This is a genomic window from Pseudoalteromonas distincta (assembly GCF_005877035.1).
Lineage (GTDB): Bacteria > Pseudomonadota > Gammaproteobacteria > Enterobacterales > Alteromonadaceae > Pseudoalteromonas > Pseudoalteromonas distincta.
Genome location: NZ_CP040559.1, coordinates 633,605 through 658,098, shown reverse-complemented (window position 1 = coordinate 658,098; position 24,494 = coordinate 633,605). Strand labels below are relative to the sequence as shown.

The window sequence follows — 24,494 nt, the reverse complement described above, 5'->3', positions numbered from 1 at the left end:
CCAAAAATAGACGATATAGTGTATTTGAACAATTTCGCTTACCTATTACAACAAGTAATTTTACCCATTAAATTTAAGACATTGATTTTAAAAGCAATCGAATAAGAAAATATGAATTTTAATAAGTCCTTTCTATCAACATTAAAAATGAGGACAATTGACCGCATTAGCTTATAGCAACCCCATGAAATATTCATTTAGGAAGTTTTAATGCATAACAATATAAAGTACTCGATATCTTCTGCGCTTTTGATTAGTGCGATATTCACAAGCACTAACTCACACGCTTGGGGTCAAAATGGCCACCGTATTGTAGGGCAGATTGCACAATCTCATATAAGCGAAACAACTAAAGCAGCAATTAAACCTTATTTAGATGGTGAGTCACTTGCGCAAATATCAACGTGGCCTGATGAAATGCGCTCTGCTCCTGGCGACTTTTGGCAAAAGAAATCATCTCGTTGGCATTACATTAACGCAGCCCCAGGAAAATCTTTCAGCTTCAATCACGATCATACTAAAAACAAAGAATCTGTAAGTAATATCCTCGAGGGCATTCACTATTCAATGCAAACGCTCACTGATAAAAATAGCACCTTAGATGCTAAACAGTTCAGTTTGCGTTTTTTAGTGCATTTAGTAGGTGACAGTCATCAACCTTTTCATGCCGGTCGAGGTGAAGACAGAGGTGGTAACCGTATTAAGGTTTCTTTTTTTAACGAAGAAACAAATCTTCACAGCCTTTGGGATACAAAGTTAGTTGAGAACGAGAACTTGTCGTTTACTGAATACGCTCAATTTATTGATACAAATAACAGCGAATTAATTGCTGAGTATTTACAAAGCTCACCTAAAACTTGGGTTGAAGAATCACACAATTTAGCAACAAAAATTTATAAGTACACCAACGACGAAGTTGGGTACAGCTACATTTATAACAACACTCCAATTGTAAAAACACGCCTACAACAAGCGGGTATTCGACTAGCTGGACTATTAAACGCCTTATTTGACCCTTCTGCAAAAGAGTTAGAAACAGCTTTAGCTTTTGAAAAGAAGCAAACTAACTAGATGTATTTCATATTAATGTAATACTAGAAAAGTAAAATCAAAGAAATATGATTAAAAAGCAATACATAATTTAAATACTGCAAAACTTAATAAGGCCCATTAGCTTGGTTCTTATAAGTATATTTAAAACTATAAATTTGACATTAATAACACGGGAAATCAACATTATGACTAAGCTTCGCCTTTCGAAATTAACTGGAGCGGTAATTTTAGCTCTAGGTGTTTCTACAAGCGCAATGGCTGCTGATACTTCATCTGCAATGCGTGGTAAAATTACGACGCCTTCAGGTGGCAGTGCTGCAAACGTTAAAATTAAAGTAGTTCACCAACCAACGGGAACTATTAGCGAGCTAACTACAAACGAAAGTGGTACGTTTATCGCTAATGGCTTACGTGTAGGTGGTCCTTACATGGTTATCATCGATTCTGATACATTTAACGATACAACTGTTGAAAATATCTATCTAAATCTGGGTGAAACTTACCGTTTAAGCTCGCAGCTTGCTCCGCTAAATATCGAAAAGATTGAAGTGTCTGGTTATAAAATCGTTCAACAATCAGGTGGCTCTAGCAGTACATTTGGCTCTGACACTATTGAAAATATGCCAAGCTTTAACCGCGACATTAAAGATATTGCGCGTTTAAATCCACTCGCCAGCATTAATGGTAGTGGTGAGCTAACGTTTGCAGGTAGTAACCCGCGTACCAACGGCTTAACTGTTGACGGTATTGGCCAAAATGATGACTTTGGTTTAAGTTACGGTGGCTACCCTACTTCGCAACCACCTGTAGCACTTGATGCAATTGAGCAAATTTCTGTTGATGTATCTCCGTTCTCAGCCTCTAAAGGTAACTTTGGTGGCGGTACCATTAATGCAGTAACAAAATCAGGTACTAATGAGTTTAAATTTTCTGGCTTTTATGAAATATCTACGCCAGATATTGCAGGTGATGTAGATAGTATTTCTCAAGTATATGCTGATGGTAGCCCGGTTTTAGATGAAGATGGACACCGTACATACGTTATTGATCAGGTAGAACCAATTCAAACTGAGAAACGTTATGGCTTTAATGTTGGCGGCCCATTAATCGACGATACTTTGTTTTACTTTGTTAACTACAACAAATGGACAAGTGAACTTGATTTAGATTACGGTTTTGAAGGCTCTGGTGCAACGAATGAATATGATGTAACAGAAGAAAGCTACAACCAATTTATTAATATTTTAAATAATGAATACGGCTTAACCGATTCTCTCGGTGGTGACCCTAAAGATACAAACGAATCATTGCTTGTTAAATTAAGTTGGAATATTAATGATGATCATCGTTTAGATTTCACTTACCAATGGCAAGACGATAAAGACGAAACAAATGTCGGCACAGGCGGTAGTACAGTAAGCTTAGCGTCAAGCCGTTATACTTACGCTACTAAATTCAATAATTTTGCGACAAAATTATATTCAGACTGGAATGAAAACTTCTCAACTGAAATTGGTATCGCTTACAAAGATGTATCATCAAGAAGCTTGACTAACTCTGATATTGGCTTTGTGAAAGTTGAAGAATACTTCCGTGGTCCAGCTTATGAGTTTGGTACAGATGAATTCCGCCATGCAAATAGCTCATCGACTGAAAACTTAACGCTTACTTTCGATGCCACTTACTTAATGGATGAGCACGAAATTAACTTTGGTATGCAGTATGAATCGCTAAATTTATATAACTTATTTGCATCTAACTCATTAGGTTCTTGGGAATTTGATGACTTCGAAGGTTTTGCAAACCGTGAAGTGGGTAACTTTAGAGGTACATACGACTTTTCTTACAGTAATGCGTACACAAATAACCCAAATGACACTGCATACGATGCGACACGTAACCAGTTAGCACTTTATATCGAAGATACTTTTTATGTTGGTGATGATTTAGAAGTAACAGCAGGCGTTCGTTATGAGCGTTTATCATCAGACGATAAACCAACTTTAAACGAAAACTTTTTAAATACTTACGGCTTTAGCAATCAAGAGAATCTTGATGGTTTAGATATAATTTTACCGCGTATTGGCTTTAAATATTATGCAACTGAAGCATTAACCATTAATGGTGGTATAGGTCGATTCCAAGGTGGTATTCCAAACGTTTGGTACAATAACTCTTTCCAAAATGACGGTATTACATTTGTTGAAGCACCTCAAAGCGCTATTAATGATTATTACGCCAATAACCAAGCCGATATTACGCAAGTACCTGACGCTATTAAAAACACGTTAGTCCAAGGTGCCGGTAGCACAAACTATGTTGACCCTGATTTTGAGCTTCCATCGAGCATAAGAGCTCAAGTTGGTTTTGAATACGAGTTTGACTCAGAACTACTTGGCGAAGGCTTCAAATGGCAAGCAGAAATTGCTTACCATAAAAAAGAAAACGAAGCTGTATGGCATAACACTGCTTTAAACCCAATTGGTGTTGCTGCTGATGGTGAGCGTGTAATTAACGAAAGTATTTATACTGGCGACCTTGCTGATAACTTTGATATTGCAATGACTAATTCATCTGACGATGGACGTTCAATCATTATCTCTACCGGCATTGCAAAAGAATTTGAAAATGGCCTGTATGTTTCTGCAAGTTATGCACACCAAGACGTAACTGAGGCCTCATCGGGTTCATCTTCTCGTGCTCAAAGTAACTACCAATACAACATTACACGTAACCGCAATGAAGACTTTGCAGATCGTGGTTCATACGAAGTAGAGCACAGCTTTAAAATAAACCTAGCGTATAACACTGAATTTTTCAGTGGCTATGCAACTAAGTTTAACGTGTATTTTGAGCGCCGCTCTGGCCGTCCATTTAGCTACACTATGGGCATGTATCAAGATAGTGACTTAGGTGACACACGCGACTTTTACTCAAGCTCAGCTTACCTAGCTTACATTCCAACTGGCGCTGATGATCCAAATGTAAATTGGGATGAGTCTGGCTTATCTTGGAATGAATTAGAAACGCTTCTAAATCGTGCTGGTATCTCAGAACGTGGTGAAATTTTAGGCCGTAACTCAGGTACTCAACCTTGGGTTACTACGATGGATGTAAGTATCAAACAAGAAATCCCAGGTTTTGCTGAAGGTCACAGCGGTGAGGTTTACTTCATGGTTGATAACTTCGCAAACTTACTAAACAGTGATTGGGGTGTTGAAAAACGCTTAGGTTTCTCTGACCAAGCTGTTTATGATTTTGGTGGGTTAGATGATGAAGGTCGTTATATAATTGATGGCAAATTTAATGGTGCTGACGTTCGTAACTACAGTCAATACCAAACTAGCTCATCAGCTTGGCAGGCTAAAGTTGGTATTAGCTACAAGTTTTAAGTCTTAATAGGTAAGTAATAACACATTAAGTTATTTGTTAACAAAACCCATTGCAAAATTGTAATGGGTTTTTTTTTACACCCCAATTTCACATGTTTGTCATAAAGCCCACGTAATATATACCCCGATATAGAGTTATTGCTCAAAAAAAACACTCAAATAGACAAAAATAGTACTATTCATTAAAAATATATTGCAGTTGTATTTTATTTGTAACGAATAAATAAGGTACACTAGTAACGGATTTTGAATAAATGAACTTCAACTGTTTATTTTGAAAAATTTTAAAATAAAAATATAAAAATTTAATTAATAACTACACGGGAAAATTAAATGAAAACTCAATTACGCAAAACAGCTCTTTCACTTGCTATTGCAGCATGTGTTGGTGTGAGTGGCGCTGCAATGGCTAACGAAACGTCATCATCTGTAAAAGGTCAAATTACAGGGCCAAATGGTAGTCCTGCAGCTGGCACTAAAATTACAGTCATACACGTCCCATCAGGTTCAACAAAAACGACAACAGTGAATGAAGCTGGTAGCTTTTCAACTAAAGGGTTACGTGTTGGTGGTCCATACAAAATAATTGTAGACTCAGATAAATTTCAAGATACTGAGCTTGAAAATATTTATTTAACACTAGGTCAAACCTATCCAGTTACTGTTGCTTTGAGTTCAGAACAAATGGAGCAAATTGTTGTAACAGGTGCACCTATTAGTTCTCAATCTGGTGGTACAGGCCCTGCGTCAACATTTTCATTAAGTGATTTAGAAAACAAACCAGCCATCAATCGCGATTTAAAAGATATAATCCGAGCAGACCCTCGTATTTACATTGACGAAACAAATGCTGGCGCGATTAATTGTGGTGGTGGTAACCCTCGATTTAACAGCCTAACCCTTGATGGCGTTCGCATGAACGATAACTTTGGTTTAAATTCAAGTGGTTACCCTACAGAAAGAATCCCTTTTTCTTTTGATTCTATCGCTCAAGTTGCAGTAGAGCTTGCTCCATTTGATGTTCAGTACGGTGGCTTTACATCATGTAACATCAATGCAGTAACTAAATCTGGTACAAATGAAATTACTGGTGGCTTCTTCTATGATTACACTAATGACTCTCTGTCTGGAGATTCGATTAAAGGTAATAAGCAGGACCTAGGCGATTACTCAGAAAAACGTTATGGCTTTAATGTAGGTCTTCCTCTTATAGAAGATAAGTTATTCCTATTTACATCATACGAAAAATTAGAAGGCGCAGAGATTTTTGAGTACTCACCTTTTGTAAATGGTCGCATAGATCAAGCGACTATTGATCGTGTAACACAAATAGCGATTGATAACTATGCATACGATCCAGGTTCTTTAATACCAAGTATGCCTGTTGAAGATGAAAAAATCTTAGTGAAGTTAGATTGGAATATTAATGATTCTCATCGAGCAAGCTTTTTATACAATTACAATGATGGCTTTGCAATTTCACAATCAGACACTGGTTCAGAACGTTTAGCTCTGTCTAACCATTTTTATGAACGTGGTGCAAAGTTAGAGTCTTATGTAACTTCATTCTACTCTGATTGGACTGATAACTTTTCTACTGAAATCCGTGTAGGATACTCAAAGCTTGATAATCGTCAAAACTCTATTGATGCAGCATCAGGATTTGGTGAATTTCAAATCAACACAGGTGATGTAACTGTTTACCTTGGCCCAGATGATTCACGTCAATCAAACAAACTTAATTACGATAACTTATCGCTTAAACTTGCCGGTACTTATTACTTAGAAGAGCATGAAATCTCGTTTGGCTACGAACGTGAGGAACTAGATGTTTTCAATTTATTTGTACAGCATAGCCAAGGTGAGTACCGTTTCAACTCTATAACAGACTTTGAAAGTGGTTTAGCTGATCGTATATATTACGGTAATGCGGCAAGTCAAAATCCAGATGATGCTGCTGGCGAGTTTAAATATGCTTTAAATACTTTATATGCTCAAGATAAATTTGATTTAATTGACTACGATGTAACGTTTACTGTTGGTCTTCGTTATGACTGGTATACGAGTGATGATACTCCTACATTCAACCAAAATTTTGAAGACCGCTATGGTTATTCAAATAGTCAAAATCTTGATGGTGTTGATTTATTGCAGCCTCGTTTAGGTGTTAACTGGATTTATAATGACCAATTAGAGTTACGTGGTGGTATTGGCTTATACTCAGGTGGTAATCCAAATGTGTGGATTTCTAACAGTTATTCGAACGATGGAGTGCGTAATGTCCAAGTTCGCGGTGACGATTTACAAATTTTAGGTGCTGACGCGATAGCATTTAATGGCAATGGTCAACCTGGTTACGATATTCCTCAAAGTTTATATGATACAGTAGGGCTAGGTGGTGCAGATGCGGATGTAAATGTTACTGACCCTGACTTTGAAATTCCATCAGAATGGAAATTTTCATTAGGTGGTACCTATATCACTGAAGATAACTATGTATTTAACGTAGATTATTTATACACTGATAAGAGAAACTCAGCGATTGTTCAAAATTTAGCATATGAACAAACTGGAACGGCCCCTGATGGGCGCCCTATTTATAATGGTGGTTCAGACTTCCTGTTAACAAACGTTGATGGTGACGATGCATACTCTCATATATTATCATTTGGTATGAGTAAATCGTTTGATAATGGAATTGATCTATCTCTTTCATATGCTTATACAGAGTCTAAAGACGTACATCCAATGACTAGCTCTGTGGCATTCTCTAATTACCATGGGATTGCTGTTTCTGACTCAGAAAACCCAGGTGTTGCAACATCAAATTATGAGATTCCACATCGCTTCACTATGTCATTAGCTTATAGCTATGAGCTGTTTGACGGTTATGACACTAAATTTAACTTATTTGGCCAAGCATCGAAAACATCGCCATATTCTTACTCATTCGAAAATGAAAATAATTTCACTTTTGGATATAATGATAATGCTCGTCAGTTACTGTACATTCCAAACGTCGATGATAGCCTAGTTGCTTACGGACCAGATTTTGACCTAGATGGATTTAATGAATGGATCGGTAATGAAGGCCTTAGCCGTGGTGAGATACTTGACCGAAATAGCATTGATGGCGCATGGTGGGTTACTTTTGACTTAAAAGTAGAACAAGAGTTTGCTGGTTTTAAAGATGGCCACAAGGGCGCAGCTTACTTCACTATTGCTAACATTGGAAACATGCTCAATGATGATTGGGGCGTTCTTGAAAGTGGTTCTTCACTTCAAAGTGCTGTGACAGCAGATATTGTTGATGGAAAATATGTCTACAATAACTTTAATAAACCTGCTGGAGATAGCATAGAAGTTAATCCTTCACTTTGGGAACTTCGTGTAGGTATTAAATACGATTTCTAATTTAGAATTGTAAACTAATACATTTTTTAAAAGCCCACTATGTGGGCTTTTTTATGCCTTTAATTTGTTATTTAACTTTTCAAAAATACTCACTAACACTTCGTATTCTTCATTAGTCAAAGTGCTTAGTAATTGTTTTTCCCAATTTAGTGCATCGGGTGCTATTTGCTCATATAAGCTCTGCCCTGCTTCACTCAGTACAAGTAAGGCCGCGCGTTTGTCTTGTGCATTTAACTCACTTTTCACTAAACCTTTATCTATTAAAACTTTTACCGCACGCGACACTGTCGACTTGTCCATATTTGATTGCGTGCATAAATCCTTTGCGTTGCTCTGGCCATACTGCGCTAAATTAGCAAGTATTCGCCACTGAGGAATATTTAAACCGTACTTAGTTTGATAAACCTCGGCAAAGTCGTTACTTACACGTGTTGCTACATTCGTTAATTGATAAGGTAAGAACGTTGCTAAATCAATTTTCATTTTTGGTTATCCCAGCTTTATTAGGCTTACTTTGGTGTTCATTAATATTTACACAGGTGCATAGTTGCACATTTGATATTAGTCTCACTTGAGAGTACCTTAACTGAAATAAAAATAATATTAAACCAACCCCCTCTCACAGGAGTCAGTAATGGCGACACAATTAAGTTATATGACAGGTTTTGGTAATGAATTTGAAACACAAGCGCTACCCGGTGCATTGCCAATAGGACAATTTAGCCCACAAAAAGTTAAATACGATTTATACACCGAGCAATTTAGTTCGACTGCATTTACGGCTCCTCGCGCTTCAAATCGTCGCACTTGGTTTTACCGCCTTCGTCCGTCTGTAGTGCAAGGTGATTACCAAGCAATTGATAATGGCCTAATAAGAACAGCCCCAATCACTGAAGCCGTAACACCACCAACAATGCTACGTTGGAATCCTATTGATATGCCTTCACAGCCTACTGATTTTATTGATGGGTTAGTAACTATGGCTGCTAATGGCAGTGCTAATGGGCAATCTGGTATTGGCATTCATGTATATGTCGCTAACCAGTCAATGCAAGGGCGTTACTTTTGCAATGCCGATGGCGAAATGTTGTTTGTCCCTCAGCATGGTGAGTTATTAATTCACACCGAGTGCGGTAAGTTAAGCATTAAACCAGGTGAAATTGCTGTAATTCCCAGAGGAATTAAGTTCTCAGTTGACTTAATTGATAATACAGCCCGTGGTTATATTTGTGAAAATTATGGCCATGCGTTAGAGCTTGCAGAGCGAGGACCTGTTGGTGCAAACGGTTATGCCAACGACAGAGACTTTCAATACCCTGTAGCTGCCTTTGAAGATAAAGAGGGTGACTTTGAGCTTGTTTCTAAATTTAACGGTAATTTATTTAGCTGTGAAATTAAGCACTCTCCTTTTGATGTGGTTGCATGGACGGGTAATAGTGCGCCCTATAAATACGACTTATCGCGTTTCAATGTAATGAATACAGTGAGCTTTGATCACCCCGATCCTTCTATATTCACTGTGCTAACCTCTCCTTCTGCTACTGAGGGTATGGCAAATGTCGATTTTGTGATATTTCCACCGCGTTGGATGGTAGCCGAAAATACATTTCGCCCGCCGTATTATCACCGCAATATTATGAGTGAATTTATGGGTTTGATTGAAGGTGTGTATGATGCAAAAGAGCATGGTTTTGTACCTGGTGGCGCAAGTTTACACAATTGTATGTCGCCACATGGACCTGAAGCCGACGTATTTGAAAAAGCCTCAAACGCTGAGCTTACACCACAAAAATATGAAAACACATTGGCCTTTATGTTTGAGTCGCGCTATATAATTTCACCGACAAAATATGCATTAGAAGGTAAAGAACGCCAACCAAACTACACCGATTGCTGGCGTACTATTAAAAAACAATTTACAGGTTCACAGGATTAATTATGAAATTATACAGCTACTTTCGCTCATCAGCGGCCTATAGGGTGCGTATAGCGCTTAACTTAAAAGCAATCGATCATGAACTTGCTATTGTTAACCTTTTAAAATCGGAGCAACTTGGGGAGGAATACTTAGCTACGAATCCGCAAGGCTTACTACCTGCACTTGAAACCGATGATGGTGTTTTAGCACAATCACTTGCAATACTGGAATGGCTTGATGAAACTTATCCGCAATCGCCATTAATTACAGGGAGTGCGTGGCAAAAGGCGCAAATAAGAAACTTAAGCTTTGCCATTGCTTGCGATATTCATCCTGTTAATAATTTACGCGTGCTGAAGTATTTATCAAACGAATTAGGTGTTGATGACGAGGCTAAAAATAAATGGTATCGACATTGGATAGAAGTTGGTTTTGAAAAAATAGAACTGATGCTAAACGAAAATGATGGCTGCTGTTTTGGTAACCAACCAACACTTGCTGACATTTGTTTAGTGCCGCAAGTATTTAATGCAATTCGTTTTAACGTAGATATGAGCGCTTATCCAAAAATTGCAGCCATTTACGAACATTGTAATAAATTAGCTGCATTTAATGACGCTGCACCGCAAAATCAACCCGATGCAAATTAAGCTAATTTAGATTAACTTTGTAGCGCGCTATGAATAACCGTAACGTGCTCAATTAAATCTAAGCCCAGATCAGTTAAATATCCGCCATCTGGGCTATCTATAATCCCTTTTTCAAATAAACGTTGCGCTGCGCTAAGTAAGCTTGGCTCTGCGTCTGAATGTAATTTAATACCCTGCATTTTACTGTCGCGAGGAAACTTTGCTAATAGTGTGAATTCTTCGATCATTGTTTGATTAAATTGCATTGTGTGCACCTTTTTATTGTTCTGTGAATAACTAAGTTTATACTTAAAATCACTTTGTGTACTTTACACTAGCACGTTTTTTAGCTTAATGTATTATTTTTAACCCTCCCTATTTAAAGGCCCCTAATGCGTAACTTTTTAATTCTATGTTTTTGTTTTAGCAGCTTATCGTATTCAATACTTAGTGAAGCAACAACGCTAAAAACCCATTCAATTATTGATGCAAACCAGTTTGTAAATGAAGAAGCTAACTGTTGGTACGACAACAAACGCTATAGCGAAGGGGCATTAATACAAGTTCATTCTTTTACACTTTTGTGTGGTGCTAAAACACCCCAACACAGTAACAGCCAACTCATTTGGCTTAAAATAGATAAGCAAGGTAATGCTATTTACCCAACAGCTCCTAAAACAATCACTGTGAATTAGCGCTAAAAGCTGATTTAAGCTACAATGCATGCAGTTTAAATAAGTAGTATGGCTATGAATAATCAACCTAAAAACCCTTTACATGGGGTAACATTAGAACAAATACTTGTTGAGTTAGAGCAACGACTTGGCTGGAGAACACTTGGCGAGCAAGTAAAAATTAAATGTTTTACTGATCAACCCAGCATTAAATCTAGTTTAAAGTTTTTGCGTAAAACGCCTTGGGCTCGCGATAAAGTGGAAGCACTTTATATTCACACTATAAATAACAAACCTATTCGTAGACCAAAAAGTGCACCAAGAGAAACATCTTCTCAAGCGCCGGATACAACAGGGTTTGTTTGGCCATCAATTAAAAAATGATGTAAAAAAGGAGCTAATTTAGCTCCTTTTTTGATTATAACTAACGCGATTTATTGCTCTTTGCAAATCACATTTAATGAAGCCGGCTCAATAGTAATAACTAGTTTTTGAGCGGTTTTAACTTCACCATCTAGTACGTACTTAAGCTCTCCTTCGCCTGTAACCTCTACTCTTTTGGCATTTGTATGATGAGAGTTTATAGCTAAATGTGTTTGCGTTAAGCTACTAAACATCAGCTCTGCAATACTTAGTACTGTGGTTGAATCTTCATTATTTGGTGTTAACCAATTTATATCGAGTAGCCCGTCACTATGATCAGGTTGCCCGCCACCTTGAGCCAATAACGTTGTAAAAGGCGCAGCATTGGCCACAATAAAACTATTAGTACATATTTCTTTTGGCTCATTATCATCGAGTTTTACTTTAAGTGGCTGCGATTTTTGCTCGCCAAACGCTTCAAAAAAACCATTTAAATAGGCAAGTTGCCCCGATTTATTTTTCGACTCTCTATCTGCTTTTTCTATCATTGATTGCTCAAAACCAATACCCGCGAGCAGTAGTACTAATTCATTATTACAATAAGCAGTATCTATTATGCTTGTTTGACCATCTATAATTAAGTCACAAGCCTGTTCAACAGGAATAAATTTAGAGGTAATACCCATCAATACATGCGCAAGGGCGTTTGCAGTCCCCATAGGGATGATGCCTAGTTTACATTGTGTATTTACAAGTACGCTTGCAACTTCGGCCACCGTACCATCTCCCCCGCATGCGATAATAATATCCGGCTTTTGCGCAATTTCCTGTTTAGCCAGCTCAATACCGTTAACTTCTTTTGTAGTAGTGAGTACTTTCAGATCGTAATAGTCCGATAGCCGCGCAACAATTAAGTGCTCTTTTTCTTCCCATAATCGTGTACCAGATACAGGGTTTGCAATTAAAACGGCTTTGTTTTTAATCAGTAATTCGCCTTTTTTATGTCGCTTAGCTAAATGGCGAAGTTGATGCTTATTTAAATTTGCGGTTTCGCGGGTTTCTTTTATTTGTGCAAGTACTTCATGCACATCAGCATTTTTGTTTTGGCTCAGTAAATAAGCCGCCATGACAAAAACAGAGCGCCCACGCCCTAAAGCACAATGAACGACTACGCGATGGTTTTCTTTAATATGGTGATGAATCCAATTAATAGCCTGATTTAACTGAGAATGGGTAGGAATACTATGATCGAGCACCGGAATGTTTAAATAATTAATATTCTCTTGTGTTGAACTCCACTCGAGTCCGTCGAATTCACACGTAACATCTAAAATCGCCGTAATCCCGTTATCTTTTAATGTGTCTATATCTGAGGGAAATAATCGGCAAGCTAAAAATAGGTTTTCGTTTATTTGTTGAATGGGCGGCACTTTATCGCGCTTACGTGACCAGGCATTATAAATTTGCACACCGAATAAAAATGGCACAAACGCCCACCGTATGTAAAATGGGATCACCCCATTTTCACGCTTTCTAAATATTTTTGCTGTATTAAAAATATACGCGGTACTCACTAATAAAAGTGACAGCGCAGTCCAATAAAAAACAATAGCAAAATAGACAGAGTTCACTTCCCAACCAATAAAAATAAGCAGTAGTGCTAATAGTAAATAACTAATTGCAGCCCACATAGTCTCTCCTTCGTGAAAATAATGCCGATTTATAATCTTAATTTAAACGGCTTTAAGTAGTCTTTTGCAAATATCACGCCATATAAATGCCATTTAAAATTCAAACGCGAACAATAGGCCAATGATATATATAGTAATTAATAAACTAAAATCTACTACAGACCGCTCTTTGTGCATTTTTTACAAACATGTGAATAAATTATACTTACACGTCTAAATCTTAAACACTGATCGGTTATTACTTGTACTAACGTATAAAGCAGCTAATCTAAAAGGCAATTAAATTTTTTGCATCCAAATCACACCCTCAACCGTTTACTCAATGATAATAAGAAAAACAGGACCCCTATGGATAACGATGATTTACTCCCTCTTTTGTGCGCAACAGCACAAGGAGACAAAAATGCTTTCTCAAGTTTATATCAACAAACTAGCGGCAAACTTTTTGCTATTAGCTTAAATATGCTCACTAACAGAGCTTATGCGGAAGAGGCACTACAAGACGCTTTTATAAAAATTTGGCATAACGCATCTGAATATAACGCCTCTAAAGGCACCGTTATTAGTTGGATGATAAGTATAGTCAGATATAGAAGTCTTGACTCACTGCGCTATCACAAAGTACGAAAAGAGCAGTCGTTAGGCGATGACGAATATGAAAATGAAAATGAAAGTGTTGAAGTTAATTACGATGAAGAAACGAAACTGGTTAATTGTATCGAACAGCTTGAGCCGCAACAAAAACAAGCTATTCACTTAGCTTATTATAAGGGGCTGAGTCATAGCGAGTTAGTGGATCATATAGAAACGCCATTAGGTACAGTTAAAAGCTGGATCAGGCGTGGGCTTATGCAGCTACAAAGGTGTTTAACATTATGAATTATAATAAACCCGAACTATTAGACGCGCTTGCTGGGCAGTACGTGCTTGGCACACTTAGAGGGCTTGCCCGTAAGCGTTTTCAGCGTCTGTTACTTAACTCAAATCAAGCACGTGAAGCAACAAATATGTGGGAGCAAAACCTAAACAACTTAGCGAGTGCTATTACACCGCAAACGCCACGTGACGATGTATGGGTAAATATACTACAGCGTATTGAAAACAGACCACAAACAAGTAAAAAAGTCATACATACCAAGCCTTCAATTTGGCGTACATGGTCTTTTGTGGCAACTGCCGCATGCATTGTTTTAGCCTTTTTGGTTATTCAGCCTAGTACCAATGTTATGCAAACTCAGCAAATTGCTTTGGTTCAAAATCAAGATAAACAATCATTGTGGTTTATTGATGTAAGCGAGCAAGGGCTCTCAATTAAAGCTAGTAGCCAATTGGTTGCTCAAACTAATAAAGATTATGAGCTGTGGATGATTTTAAAAGGTCAAGATGCACCTATTTCATTGGGTTTACTGCCCAAGCAAGGCAGTAAAATATTATTTAAAGATAACCGTTTCAACGCAAGTGATATCGCATTGTTAGCAGTGAGTTTAGAGCCTATTGGTGGCTCACCAAATGGCTCTCCCACTGAAGTGCTTTACACCACAGAGCTGGTACTTTTATAACACGACTATTATGACCAAAGTTGGCTGCTTACACAAAGCAGCCAACCTACCTTTAAACTTTTTAACAAAAAATAAAATAATTTAACTTTTTTGCATCCAATTTAAATCCCGCCCCGTTATTAGCTATGACTTCAATCAAAACTAAAGGACAAAGTCATGAAAGCTTTAACTCCATCAATACTCGCAGTAGTAATATGTAGTACGTTTGTAAGTGCACCAAGTGAAGCATCTAGCCACAGAGAAGCGCCAAATATAAGCCGTTTCCCGACTTTAGATTCAACCGATTTTTATGTATTTAATAGTTACGAGCAAGGTCGTGATGATTACGTCACATTAATAGCTAATTACATCCCGCTGCAAGATGCATACGGCGGTCCTAATTACTTTGCAATGGACCCAGATGCTACCTACAGCATTCATATAGATAACGACGGCGATGCTGTTGAAGATATTACATTTGCGTTTAACTTTAAAAGCATGCTTCCTAATGATAACCAAGGTGTGCAATTAACTGTTGGACCTGAAGGTAATCAACGCACCGTGTCTGTACCGCTTAAAAATGTAGGCGGTGTATCTGCCGGAGATAACAGCGCTGTAAATTTTAGCGAATCATACACAGTAAGCATGATAAGCGGCGCGCAGCGTACTGGCGAAACAACGGTATTAAATAACACTGCATCAAACTCCAGCACATTTTCTAAACCGCTTGATTATGTGGGCAATAAAACATTTGGTTCAATGAGCGATTATCAAACTTACGCTGACCAATTTGTGTATCAGGTTTCAATTCCTAACTGTGAAAGCATGGCACAAGTTTTTGTAGGGCAACGTAAAGACCCATTTGTAGTTAACCTAGGTAAAACATTTGATTTAGTTAACTATGTACCTGTAGAGGGTGATAGCGCCCCTGGTGCTGGTGACGGCGGTGGTTTTCCTGGTGGCATAACACAATCAGCTGATAACGACGACCTTGCAGATAAAAACGTAACATCAATTGCTATCGAAATACCTAAAAGCTGTATTGTTGGTGAAGGTAACGGCGTAATAGGTTCATGGACAACAGCAAGCCTACCTCAAGCTCGCGTATTAAATCCTAATGCTAAATTTGCTAATAATGGCGTTAATGGTGGTGCTTTAACACAAGTTTCACGCTTGGGTAGCCCGCTTGTAAACGAGCTTGTAATTGGCATTAAAGACAAAGACACATTCTCCACTGCTCACCCTAAAGATGATGCACAATTTTTAGATTATGTATCTCACCCAGCACTGCCAGAGTTATTAAACATTTTGTTTAAAGATGCTGTTAATACGACCCTTGGCGCAAACTTAGAAACACTGGCACCCACAAACTTCCCGCGTACTGATTTAATCACTGCATTTTTAACGGGTTTTGCAGGCGTTAATCAGCAAGCAACTGTAACACCTTCAGAAATGCTACGTTTAAATACAGGCATTGCAGCAACAGCGCAAGCTGATCAATCTGCATTTGGTGTAGCGGGTAATGATTTAGCCGGCTTCCCAAATGGTCGTCGCCCGGGTGATGATGTGGTTGATATTGCACTTCGTGTTGTGATGGGTCGTTTATGTCATCCTATCCCAGTAAATGGTGAAGACACTGATTTAGGACTTTGTGCACCAGAGGATGCTAATACAGGCACAGTGCCATTTACAGACGGCGCACCTATTGATGCAACAATGATGGACTCAACATTCCCATACCTTGCAACACCGCTTGCTGGCTCTAAATAAGGAGTAAAATAATGCGTAATTTAAAAACTACCCATATTTGTGTTCTCCTCAGTGCATTAACATTGGGAGCATGTAGTAGCGATGACGATAAAAAACAGCCTACACCGGTTGTAAACACAGCGCCTACCGCAAGTGATGCAATGCTAACTACACAAACTGAGGTAAGCATTACCGATATGCTTAGCGCAACCGACAATGATGGCGATTCGCTTACTTATTCGTTAACAAGTGAGCCAACTCTTGGAACTGTTACCGTTAATAGCGACGGTAACTTTACCTATACACCAAATAAAGAAGTGACAGGTTCAGATAGTTTTATGTTTGGTGTAAGTGATGGCGTTAATTCGCAAGTAACTGCAATAGTAAACATTACAATTGACGCACTACAAGTCGACTTTGCTCAATTTGCAACCGATGCATTTAATCAAGCGCCAAATGCAGAGCCGTTAACTGTTAACGGTCGGGTGTTTACAAACACCGATACCGATGTTGATGGATTAATTTCAACAAACGGTAACTAACCAAGTAATTAAGCTGACAGGCCATGGATGGCTTTTTTCAAAGGATATTTATAATGCATTTATCAATTTTTAAGTCCGTCGCATTTATTACTTTATGCCTAACGACCTTTGCATTAAGCGCTGCGCCTTTTACTCCAAAAAATGATGCAGTTATTGCTAACAGTAATTCAACGCTTAGTGCTTCTCTGTCTGTTGAGGAAATAAATACATTAGTCACTAACAGCCAATATGTAGGCCAAACAGAGCGTTTACAGGGGCTACTTAAAACCCGTTTAGCCCAGCTATATAAACACACACCCTCATCTCAAATTGGTTACTTATATGCTCGCGTTTTACAAAAAGAGCACCTTTTCAACGAAGCTATTGATATTGCTAACATCGTTTTGATTAAAGAGCCACAGCATAGTAATAGCCATTTATTGCTAGCCAATATATTTATGACTCAAGGTAAGTTTGCACAAGCAAAAAAACACTGTGTCGCCTTAATTGGGCACGTAAGCACTATTACTGCTAGCACCTGTGTACTTGATGTACAAAGCCAACATGAAAGCGTTTTAGACAGCTACCAAGCATTAATAAAAATTATAAATAATAATCAAACTAGCCTAGCTACAAACCATGTTTTAAGTGAAATGAGCTATCGTTTAAATAACTACAAACAAGCATTGTCTCACTTACAAAGTGTAGATTTAGTTCAAGCCCCTGTGAGCCTGATTGTTTTATGGGCCGATATTCAAATTGCTCTAAACCAACCACAACAAGTATTAAATACATTAAGCGTACTGCTTCCTGATAAAGGTAATTTAGAAGATGCTATTTTGCTAAGACTTTCAATCGCAGAAAAAAAACTGAATAAACGCGATAAAAAATGGCAAAATACAATGGCGCAAAGAGTTACGCTACGAGAGCTTCGTAAAGATTCTTTTCATGCAAGTGACTTAGCTAAATATTACCTTGATGTACAACCAAATCGCGAAAAAGCACTTTACTGGGCTCATATTAATTGGCAGCAGGCTAAAATGAGCACCGATGAGCAATTACTTATTCAAGCAAAAGCGATGCAACGAGATACACTATGAAAACGCCTTATCTATTTATACTCACTTTAATGCTGTGCATTTTTTCAACTTACAGCTTTGCCCATCAACTAAGTACAAGTTATATAACCTTAAATAGCGAGAACAATAACGACACCAGCAAAAATCTATACACGGGTACCTGGCAAATAAATATTGCCGACTTAGAGCACGCAGTGCCTCTGGATTTAGATAAAAACGGCCAAATTTCGTGGACAGAAATAAAAGCAAAACGCAGCTCAATAAATAACTTCATTAAAGAGAACTTAAATATCACGCAAAGCGCGCAAATATGCCCTTTAAAAAGTGAAGGTATCTATCAGCTAGATAACCATTTTAACCAACCTTATTTGGTAATTCCGCTGCAGTTTAGCTGTGATGATAATGAAGCAATCACCTTTTCCTGTTCCGCTTTTTTCAAAACTGATGCTAACCATAAATCCATCGTAAATATTAACGGTGTATCTCGTGTATTTAATATCATTGAGGCACAACAGACGTTCAGCTTTGAGCAAACAAGTTATTTAAGTACCTTTAATCAATACGTGTACCAGGGTGTTTTACATATTTGGATTGGTGTTGATCATATTTTATTTTTAATCGCTTTGTTACTTACCTGTGTTTTAAAACGCAGTGATAAAGCATGGCAAGGTGTTAGCTCTAAAAAACACATTATTAAACACACAGCATGGATAGTAACCGCGTTTACGCTTGCGCACTCTATTACGCTTACCGCCACCGCTATGAACTTAGTCTCACCAAATAGTCGCTGGGTAGAGCTTGGAATTGCTATATCGGTTTTATTTGCAGCATTAAATAATGTGTGGCCGCTGATACTTCGTTTAGGTTGGCTTACTTTTGCTTTTGGTTTACTACATGGGATGGGATTTGCGAGCGTACTTGGCGAGCTTGGCCTGTCGAGCGACTATCAACTGCTCAGTATTTTGGCGTTTAATTTAGGCGTCGAAATCGGTCAACTTAGTATATTACTGATAGCCTTACCAATACTCATTTATGTACGACACTACACTTGGTATAAAAAGTGGGTAATGCCAATGGGCTCCGTTGCTATCGCAATTGTTGCACTTCAGTGGTCAATCGAGCGTTTTTAAATAGTATAAATAAAAAAGCTAGCCAAAATATTGGCTAGCTTACTTTTGGTTATTTATTTTGAGCGTTACTGCGCTTTATCAAATGGCATCAGTAATGTTTTCATCGCAGGGCGAAGTGCTATGAGTACCGTTTCTTCGGTTAGCTCAGGGTAGAGTAACTTTCTAAGTAATAACCCTGCCATCATCGAAAAAATAACATTAATTCGGCTTTCAAGTTCACGCTCATCAATGTCTTTGAGCGCACTTCGCTCGCTTGTTAAAAGCTGCCTCATGCGCCCTCTTGCTTGAATATCGGTTTCACGCAAAAGAGTAGCGACTTTAATATTACGACCCGCTTCTGCCATCATATCTAAATCAATAACACATGATCCGGTATCCATGTGTCTTTGCACGCCAATATTTAAGCCATCTAAAAGAGCCGCCAAAACATCACCAGGGTGATCTTCAAACTTTTGAAAGATAGAGAACATTTCTTCCATATCTTTTTCAATAATGCTTTCTATAATCGCTTCTTTGCTCTCAAAGTAATTATAAATATGGCCTGCACTCATCCCTGCCGTTTTAGATATTTCTGCCATACCTGCACCGTGATAACCTTTTCGGCGAAAACACTCTGCAGCAGCTGTTAAAATTTGCTCACGCCTAGCAAGTGCTATCGCGGGATCTGTTTGCCTTTTTGCTTTAGGCTTCATGTTCAACTCCACTACCAAGTCATAAACTCAGTAAAGCAAGAGCTATAAATAGTCTCGCCATATAAATATGTAATGCGGCTTTAAAAGCCGCAAATATTATTTCTCTTCCTGAGTTGTTTCACTGGCTACATTCCATCCGCCACCAAGCGCTTTGTACAAGTTAATTTGACTCGCAAGATACGCTTGCTGACCCGCAATTAACTGCTGTTGCGCGCCGTACCACGTACGCTGAGCATCAAGTACTTGCAAGTAGCTATCTGCGCCTTTTTCGTAACGCATTTTTGATAAATCAAACGTGATTTGTCGACTACTTATAAGCATATCAAGGGCACTTAATTGCTCTTGGTAACCTTCTCTATCAGCAAGTGCATCGGCAACTTCGCGAAACGCATTTTGAATTTTTTGCTGATACGTTGCCACTGCAATTTCTTGATCTGCTTTTGCTACATCAAGATTTGCTTGGTTACGTCCCATATTAAAAATAGGTAAGCTAATTGTCGGCACAAAACTCCATGTACCTGAGCCTGAATCAAACAAGCCACTTAAGTCACTTGAAGCTGACCCCGCATTGGCTGTTAAGCTTATGCTTGGATAAAACGCCGCACGAGCAATACCAATATTGGCATTAGCAGCAAGCATTAAATGCTCAGCGGCTTTAATATCAGGGCGCTGCGATAACAAGTCAGACGGTAAACCAACGGGTACTTCTGGCATACTGATCAAGTTAGTCAGGTCTTTATTAGGCAGTAAATCAGCTGAAACAGATTTACCTACTAATAAATCTAAGGCACTTTTATCACGCTTTAACAAACGTTTGTACGTTGCTATGTCTACTTTTGCCGTAGCAACTGTGCTTTTAAGCTGCTCAAGGGTAATTGAAGACGTCGCACCTAAATCAAAGCTTTTTTGCGTAAGCGATAATGACTCTTGCTGAGAGGTAAGCGTTTCTTTTGCAAGCTCTAGCAGTTGCAAATCAGTTGCATAATTTAGCCACGCATTTGCCAACTCTGAAATTAAAGACACCTGCGTGCTGTATTGGCTAAGCTCTGTAGAGTATAAGTTTTGCAGTGCTTGCGCTGATTGATTGCGTACTTTGCCCCAAATATCTAACTCGTAAGAGGTAATACCCACTGTTGCACTGTATTGCGAGCTAATAGCTGCATCGCCAGTACCTGATAAGTCAGCCGGTAAACGTTGGCGCGTACCTGAGGCATTTAAATCAAGTGATGGATACAAAGCAGAGTCTTCAATTTGATATAAACCACGCACACGCTGCACATTAAGCACTGCAATTTGCATGTCTTTGTTATGCTCAAGGCTTTGACTAATTAACGTTTGTAGTTTTTCGTCATTAAAAAACTGCTGCCAATTTAATTGCTGCGCAGCGCTTTGCCCAGTACCTGATGCATAAGCATCAGATACTGGTAGAGCAAGGTCTTTTTGCTCTGGCGCTAATTGGCAACCACTTAGCACCAATAAAGCAATTGCACTTAGGCTGAATGTTTTAATGCTCATTCTGCGCTCTCCTTCGTTGTCTCTTTAGCTTTGCCAGGAAATACACGGCGCACTAACACAAAGAATAACGGTACAAAAACAACAACTAATATTGATGATGCAAGTGTGCCGCCAATAATCGAAATACCTAAGGCATTTTGCGCACCAGAACCCGCACTTGAGGCAATAGCAAGCGGTAAAACACCACAAATAAAGGCCATCGAAGTCATAAGTATTGGACGCAAACGAAGGCGAACAGCAGCAATAGCCGCATCAACTAAGCCAAGCCCTTCTTCCATTTTATGAATCGCAAACTCTACAATTAGTATCGCATTTTTAGATGCCAAACCAATGGTAGTCAACAAGCCTACCTGCAAGTAAATATCGTTAGATAAGCCACCGCCAAGCGCTGCCATAATTGCACCAAATATACCCAGTGGCACAATCATCATTACCGCAAACGGTACCGACCAACTTTCATAAAGCGCGGCTAAACATAAAAATACAAACAGCAGCGATAGGCCATATAGTAGAGGTGCTTGACCGCTACTAGAGCGCTCTTGGAATGAAATACCGGTCCACTCAGACGAAATACCATTTGGTAATTGTTTAACTAAACGCTCCATTTCATCCATTGCTTGGCCTGTACTGTAACCCGGCGCTGCACTACCTTGAATTTCCATTGCTGAAAAACCATTGTAACGCTCTAAACGCGGCGAACCATACGTCCAGTAGGCACTAGCAAACGCTGAAAACGGCACCATATCGCCATTATCATTGCGCACATACCACTTATTTAGATCCTCAGGCACCATGCGAGATTGTGCATCACCTTGCATATACACTTTTTTCACTCGACCACGGTCAATAAAGTCATTCACATAACTACTACCCCACGCTGTCGAAAGTGTACTGTTAATATCGTTTTGCGACACGCCAAGCGCTTCGGCTTTTGCAAGGTCTGTATCAAGTTGTAGCTCTGGCATATCTTCTTGTCCATTTGGACGCACGCCCGCTAAAATTGGACTTTGGCTTGCTAAACCTAATAACTGATTTCGTGCAGCTAAAAGTGCGTCATGGCCAAGGCCTACACGGTCTTGTAAGAAAATATTGAAGCCATTAGCAGTTCCCAGTTCAACAATTGCAGGTGGCGGAAAGGCAAAAACAAAGGCTTCTTTTATCGTTGAAAAGTAGCCCATCGCTTTACCTGCAACACCTTGAACAGATAACTCGTCACGCTGACGCTCATCCCAATGTTTAAGATTTACAAAGGCAATTGCTGAGTTTTGGCCAGAACCTGCAAAACTAAAACCAGTCACGGTAAAAATACCGTTTACTGCTTCAGATTGATCGTTTAAAAAGTGGTTTTCTACCTTTTTAACAACCTCAAGTGTTTGTTGTGTTGTAGAACCCGCTGGTAATGACACTTGGTTAAACAAAATACCTTGGTCTTCGTCAGGCAAAAATGCCGTTGGCAAGCTTGAAAATACATAAACCATACCGCCCACAATCACGCCATAAATAAGTAAGTAACGTTTAGAGTGAGTAAGCATGCGACCTACAAAGCTTTGTGCACCTGAATTTGTTTTATCAAAACCACGGTTAAAGCCTGTAAAAAATCGGCCAAACAACGTGTCATTGGTATGTACATGGCTTGGTTTTAAAAGCGTTGCACACAATGCTGGCGTTAAAATAAGAGCCACCAAAACAGATAACCCCATCGCCGATACCAGTGTTATAGAAAACTGACGATAAATTATACCGGTAGAGCCACTAAAGAATGCCATTGGAATAAATACCGCAGAAAGCACCATAGCAATACCTACCAGCGCGCCTTTAATTTCATCCATAGATTTACGTGTAGCTTCAAGTGCCGAGAGTTTTTCCTCGGTCATTAAACGCTCAACATTTTCTACAACAACAATTGCATCATCTACCAATAAGCCTATGGCAAGTACCATCGCAAACATTGTCAGCGTATTTATTGAATAACCAAAGGTGTATAAAATACCAAATGTACCTAGTAAAACCACAGGTACGGCAATAGTTGGAATAAGTGTTGCCCTAAAGTTTTGTAGGAACAAATACATAACTACAAAAACAAGTACAACAGCTTCAATTAATGTATGAATAACTTTTTCGATAGATAACGATACGAACGGTGTTGTATCGTAAGGTATTACGGCATCTAACCCTTCAGGGAAAAACGGTTTTAGCTCTTCAATTGCTTTTTTAACGCCCTCTGCGGTATCAAGTGCGTTAGCGCCACTGGCTAATTTAATACCTAAACCTGATGCAGGCTGCCCATCGTAACGAGCAACAACGCGGTAGCTTTCACCGCCAAGCTCTACTTTAGCAACGTCCTCTAGACGTACAAAAGAGCCATCTGGGTTGGTTTTAACTAATATTTGTTTAAATTGCTCTGGCGTTTGTAATCGGCTTTGCGCGGTTACTGTTGCATTAAGTTGTTGACCATCAACGGCAGGCATACCGCCAAGTTGACCGGCAGATACTTGTGCATTTTGCGCACTAATTGATGCACTAATATCAGCAGGTGTAAGCTTATAATTTTGCAACTTTGCAGGGTCTAACCAAATACGCATCGCGTACTGAGAACCAAACAGCTGTACTTCACCTACGCCTTCAACACGCGAGACAATGTCTTGCACGTTTGATGAAACATAATCGCCAATATCAATATTAGTCATGCTGCCATCTTTAGACACAAAAGCATAAACCATTAAAAAGTTACGCGCTGATTTTGCAACTACCACACCTTGCCTTTGTACGGCTTCTGGTAATAGTGGAGTCGCTGTAGCTAGTTTATTTTGCACTTGAACTTGTGCAATATCAGGGTCAGTTTCAGCACTAAACGAAAGTGTAAGTGTAGCAGAACCACTCGACTCAGACGTAGATGACATATAAAGCAAGCCATCAAGCCCTTTCATTTTTTGCTCAATAACTTGCGTAACCGTATCTTCAAGTGTTCGTGCAGATGCACCAGGGTACGTTGCAGTAATACTCACTGCAGGTGGTGCAATTGAAGGATACTGCGAAATAGGTAAACTCCTAATCGCCAAAATACCTGCAAGCATCACTACAATAGCGAGTACCCAAGCAAATATCGGTCTATCGATAAAAAATCGTGACATTAAAA

At 38.9% G+C, this 24,494-nt stretch carries 19 protein-coding genes; 13 read left to right on the top strand and 6 right to left on the bottom strand.

All coding sequences use genetic code 11. The features are described from left to right. Nucleotides 1–210 precede the first annotated feature (210 nt). The 3 genes from FFU37_RS19665 to FFU37_RS19655 all read left to right on the top strand — a co-directional run bounded on the left by FFU37_RS19665 (nt 211) and on the right by FFU37_RS19655 (nt 7,859). The gene (locus FFU37_RS19665; protein WP_138490386.1) at nt 211–1,071 is read left to right on the top strand and encodes a S1/P1 nuclease; all 861 of its coding nucleotides are present in this window, start codon (nt 211–213) and stop codon (nt 1,069–1,071) included. A 167-nt stretch (nt 1,072–1,238) separates the two neighbouring features. Then, nucleotides 1,239–4,445: a TonB-dependent receptor gene (locus FFU37_RS19660; RefSeq protein ID WP_138490385.1), complete on the top strand. Its 3,207-nt coding sequence runs from the start codon at nt 1,239–1,241 to the stop codon at nt 4,443–4,445. A gap of 333 nt (nt 4,446–4,778) precedes the next feature. Next, nucleotides 4,779–7,859, top strand: a complete 3,081-nt coding sequence (locus FFU37_RS19655) for a TonB-dependent receptor (protein WP_138490384.1) — start codon at nt 4,779–4,781, stop codon at nt 7,857–7,859. A gap of 51 nt (nt 7,860–7,910) precedes the next feature. Here FFU37_RS19655 and FFU37_RS19650 read toward each other — a convergent pair whose 3' ends face one another. Continuing rightward, nucleotides 7,911–8,342, bottom strand: coding sequence for a MarR family winged helix-turn-helix transcriptional regulator (locus tag FFU37_RS19650; protein WP_138490383.1), 432 nt, complete (start codon nt 8,340–8,342; stop codon nt 7,911–7,913). A 151-nt stretch (nt 8,343–8,493) separates the two neighbouring features. Here FFU37_RS19650 and hmgA point away from each other — a divergent pair, with 151 nt between their 5' ends. After that, complete coding sequence (gene hmgA, locus FFU37_RS19645; RefSeq protein ID WP_039488481.1) at nt 8,494–9,795, top strand: homogentisate 1,2-dioxygenase; 1,302 nt, start codon at nt 8,494–8,496, stop codon at nt 9,793–9,795. 2 nt (nt 9,796–9,797) lie between these two features. Beyond that, entirely contained in the window at nt 9,798–10,427 is a 630-nt protein-coding gene (maiA, locus tag FFU37_RS19640; protein WP_138490382.1) for a maleylacetoacetate isomerase, read from the top strand. An 11-nt stretch (nt 10,428–10,438) separates the two neighbouring features. Here maiA and FFU37_RS19635 read toward each other — a convergent pair whose 3' ends face one another. Then, nucleotides 10,439–10,672: a TIGR02647 family protein gene (locus FFU37_RS19635; RefSeq protein WP_007375551.1), complete on the bottom strand. Its 234-nt coding sequence runs from the start codon at nt 10,670–10,672 to the stop codon at nt 10,439–10,441. 126 nt (nt 10,673–10,798) lie between these two features. Here FFU37_RS19635 and FFU37_RS19630 point away from each other — a divergent pair, with 126 nt between their 5' ends. Both FFU37_RS19630 and FFU37_RS19625 read left to right on the top strand, forming a co-directional pair. Continuing rightward, nucleotides 10,799–11,101, top strand: coding sequence for a DUF1496 domain-containing protein (locus FFU37_RS19630; RefSeq protein ID WP_002959040.1), 303 nt, complete (start codon nt 10,799–10,801; stop codon nt 11,099–11,101). 54 nt (nt 11,102–11,155) lie between these two features. Further along, the gene (locus FFU37_RS19625; RefSeq protein WP_024591820.1) at nt 11,156–11,464 is read left to right on the top strand and encodes a VF530 family protein; all 309 of its coding nucleotides are present in this window, start codon (nt 11,156–11,158) and stop codon (nt 11,462–11,464) included. Between the two features lie 50 nt (nt 11,465–11,514). Here FFU37_RS19625 and FFU37_RS19620 read toward each other — a convergent pair whose 3' ends face one another. After that, entirely contained in the window at nt 11,515–13,134 is a 1,620-nt protein-coding gene (locus FFU37_RS19620) for a diacylglycerol kinase family protein (RefSeq protein ID WP_138490381.1), read from the bottom strand. 348 nt (nt 13,135–13,482) lie between these two features. On the opposite strand from FFU37_RS19620, the gene FFU37_RS19615 reads away from it, so the two are divergent. From FFU37_RS19615 to FFU37_RS19590, 6 genes are all read left to right on the top strand, one after another. Further along, nucleotides 13,483–14,013: a sigma-70 family RNA polymerase sigma factor gene (locus FFU37_RS19615; RefSeq protein WP_138490380.1), complete on the top strand. Its 531-nt coding sequence runs from the start codon at nt 13,483–13,485 to the stop codon at nt 14,011–14,013. After that, entirely contained in the window at nt 14,010–14,693 is a 684-nt protein-coding gene (locus tag FFU37_RS19610) for an anti-sigma factor (RefSeq protein WP_138490379.1), read from the top strand. Before FFU37_RS19615 ends, FFU37_RS19610 begins: the two co-directional genes overlap by 4 nt. Nucleotides 14,694–14,849: 156 nt before the next feature. Continuing rightward, nucleotides 14,850–16,442 (top strand): DUF4331 domain-containing protein, encoded by a 1,593-nt coding sequence (locus FFU37_RS19605; protein ID WP_138490378.1) that lies wholly within the window; start codon nt 14,850–14,852, stop codon nt 16,440–16,442. A gap of 11 nt (nt 16,443–16,453) precedes the next feature. Next, nucleotides 16,454–16,963 carry a cadherin-like domain-containing protein gene (locus FFU37_RS19600; RefSeq protein WP_138490377.1) on the top strand — a complete coding sequence of 170 codons (510 nt, stop codon included), beginning with the start codon at nt 16,454–16,456 and terminating at the stop codon, nt 16,961–16,963. Between the two features lie 53 nt (nt 16,964–17,016). Next, nucleotides 17,017–18,042 carry a hypothetical protein gene (locus FFU37_RS19595; RefSeq protein ID WP_138490376.1) on the top strand — a complete coding sequence of 342 codons (1,026 nt, stop codon included), beginning with the start codon at nt 17,017–17,019 and terminating at the stop codon, nt 18,040–18,042. Further along, a complete protein-coding gene (locus FFU37_RS19590) occupies nt 18,039–19,151 on the top strand; it encodes a HupE/UreJ family protein (RefSeq protein WP_138490375.1) in 1,113 nt (370 codons plus the stop codon). The genes FFU37_RS19595 and FFU37_RS19590 overlap by 4 nt, the downstream gene beginning before the upstream one ends. A 65-nt stretch (nt 19,152–19,216) precedes the next feature. Here FFU37_RS19590 and FFU37_RS19585 read toward each other — a convergent pair whose 3' ends face one another. The 3 genes from FFU37_RS19585 to FFU37_RS19575 form a co-directional block, all read right to left on the bottom strand. Continuing rightward, complete coding sequence (locus FFU37_RS19585) at nt 19,217–19,843, bottom strand: TetR/AcrR family transcriptional regulator (RefSeq protein ID WP_002959031.1); 627 nt, start codon at nt 19,841–19,843, stop codon at nt 19,217–19,219. Nucleotides 19,844–19,939: 96 nt separating this feature from the next. Further along, complete coding sequence (locus FFU37_RS19580) at nt 19,940–21,358, bottom strand: efflux transporter outer membrane subunit (RefSeq protein ID WP_002959030.1); 1,419 nt, start codon at nt 21,356–21,358, stop codon at nt 19,940–19,942. Beyond that, a complete protein-coding gene (locus FFU37_RS19575) occupies nt 21,355–24,489 on the bottom strand; it encodes an efflux RND transporter permease subunit (RefSeq protein ID WP_002959029.1) in 3,135 nt (1,044 codons plus the stop codon). Before FFU37_RS19575 ends, FFU37_RS19580 begins: the two co-directional genes overlap by 4 nt. Nucleotides 24,490–24,494: the final 5 nt, after the last annotated feature.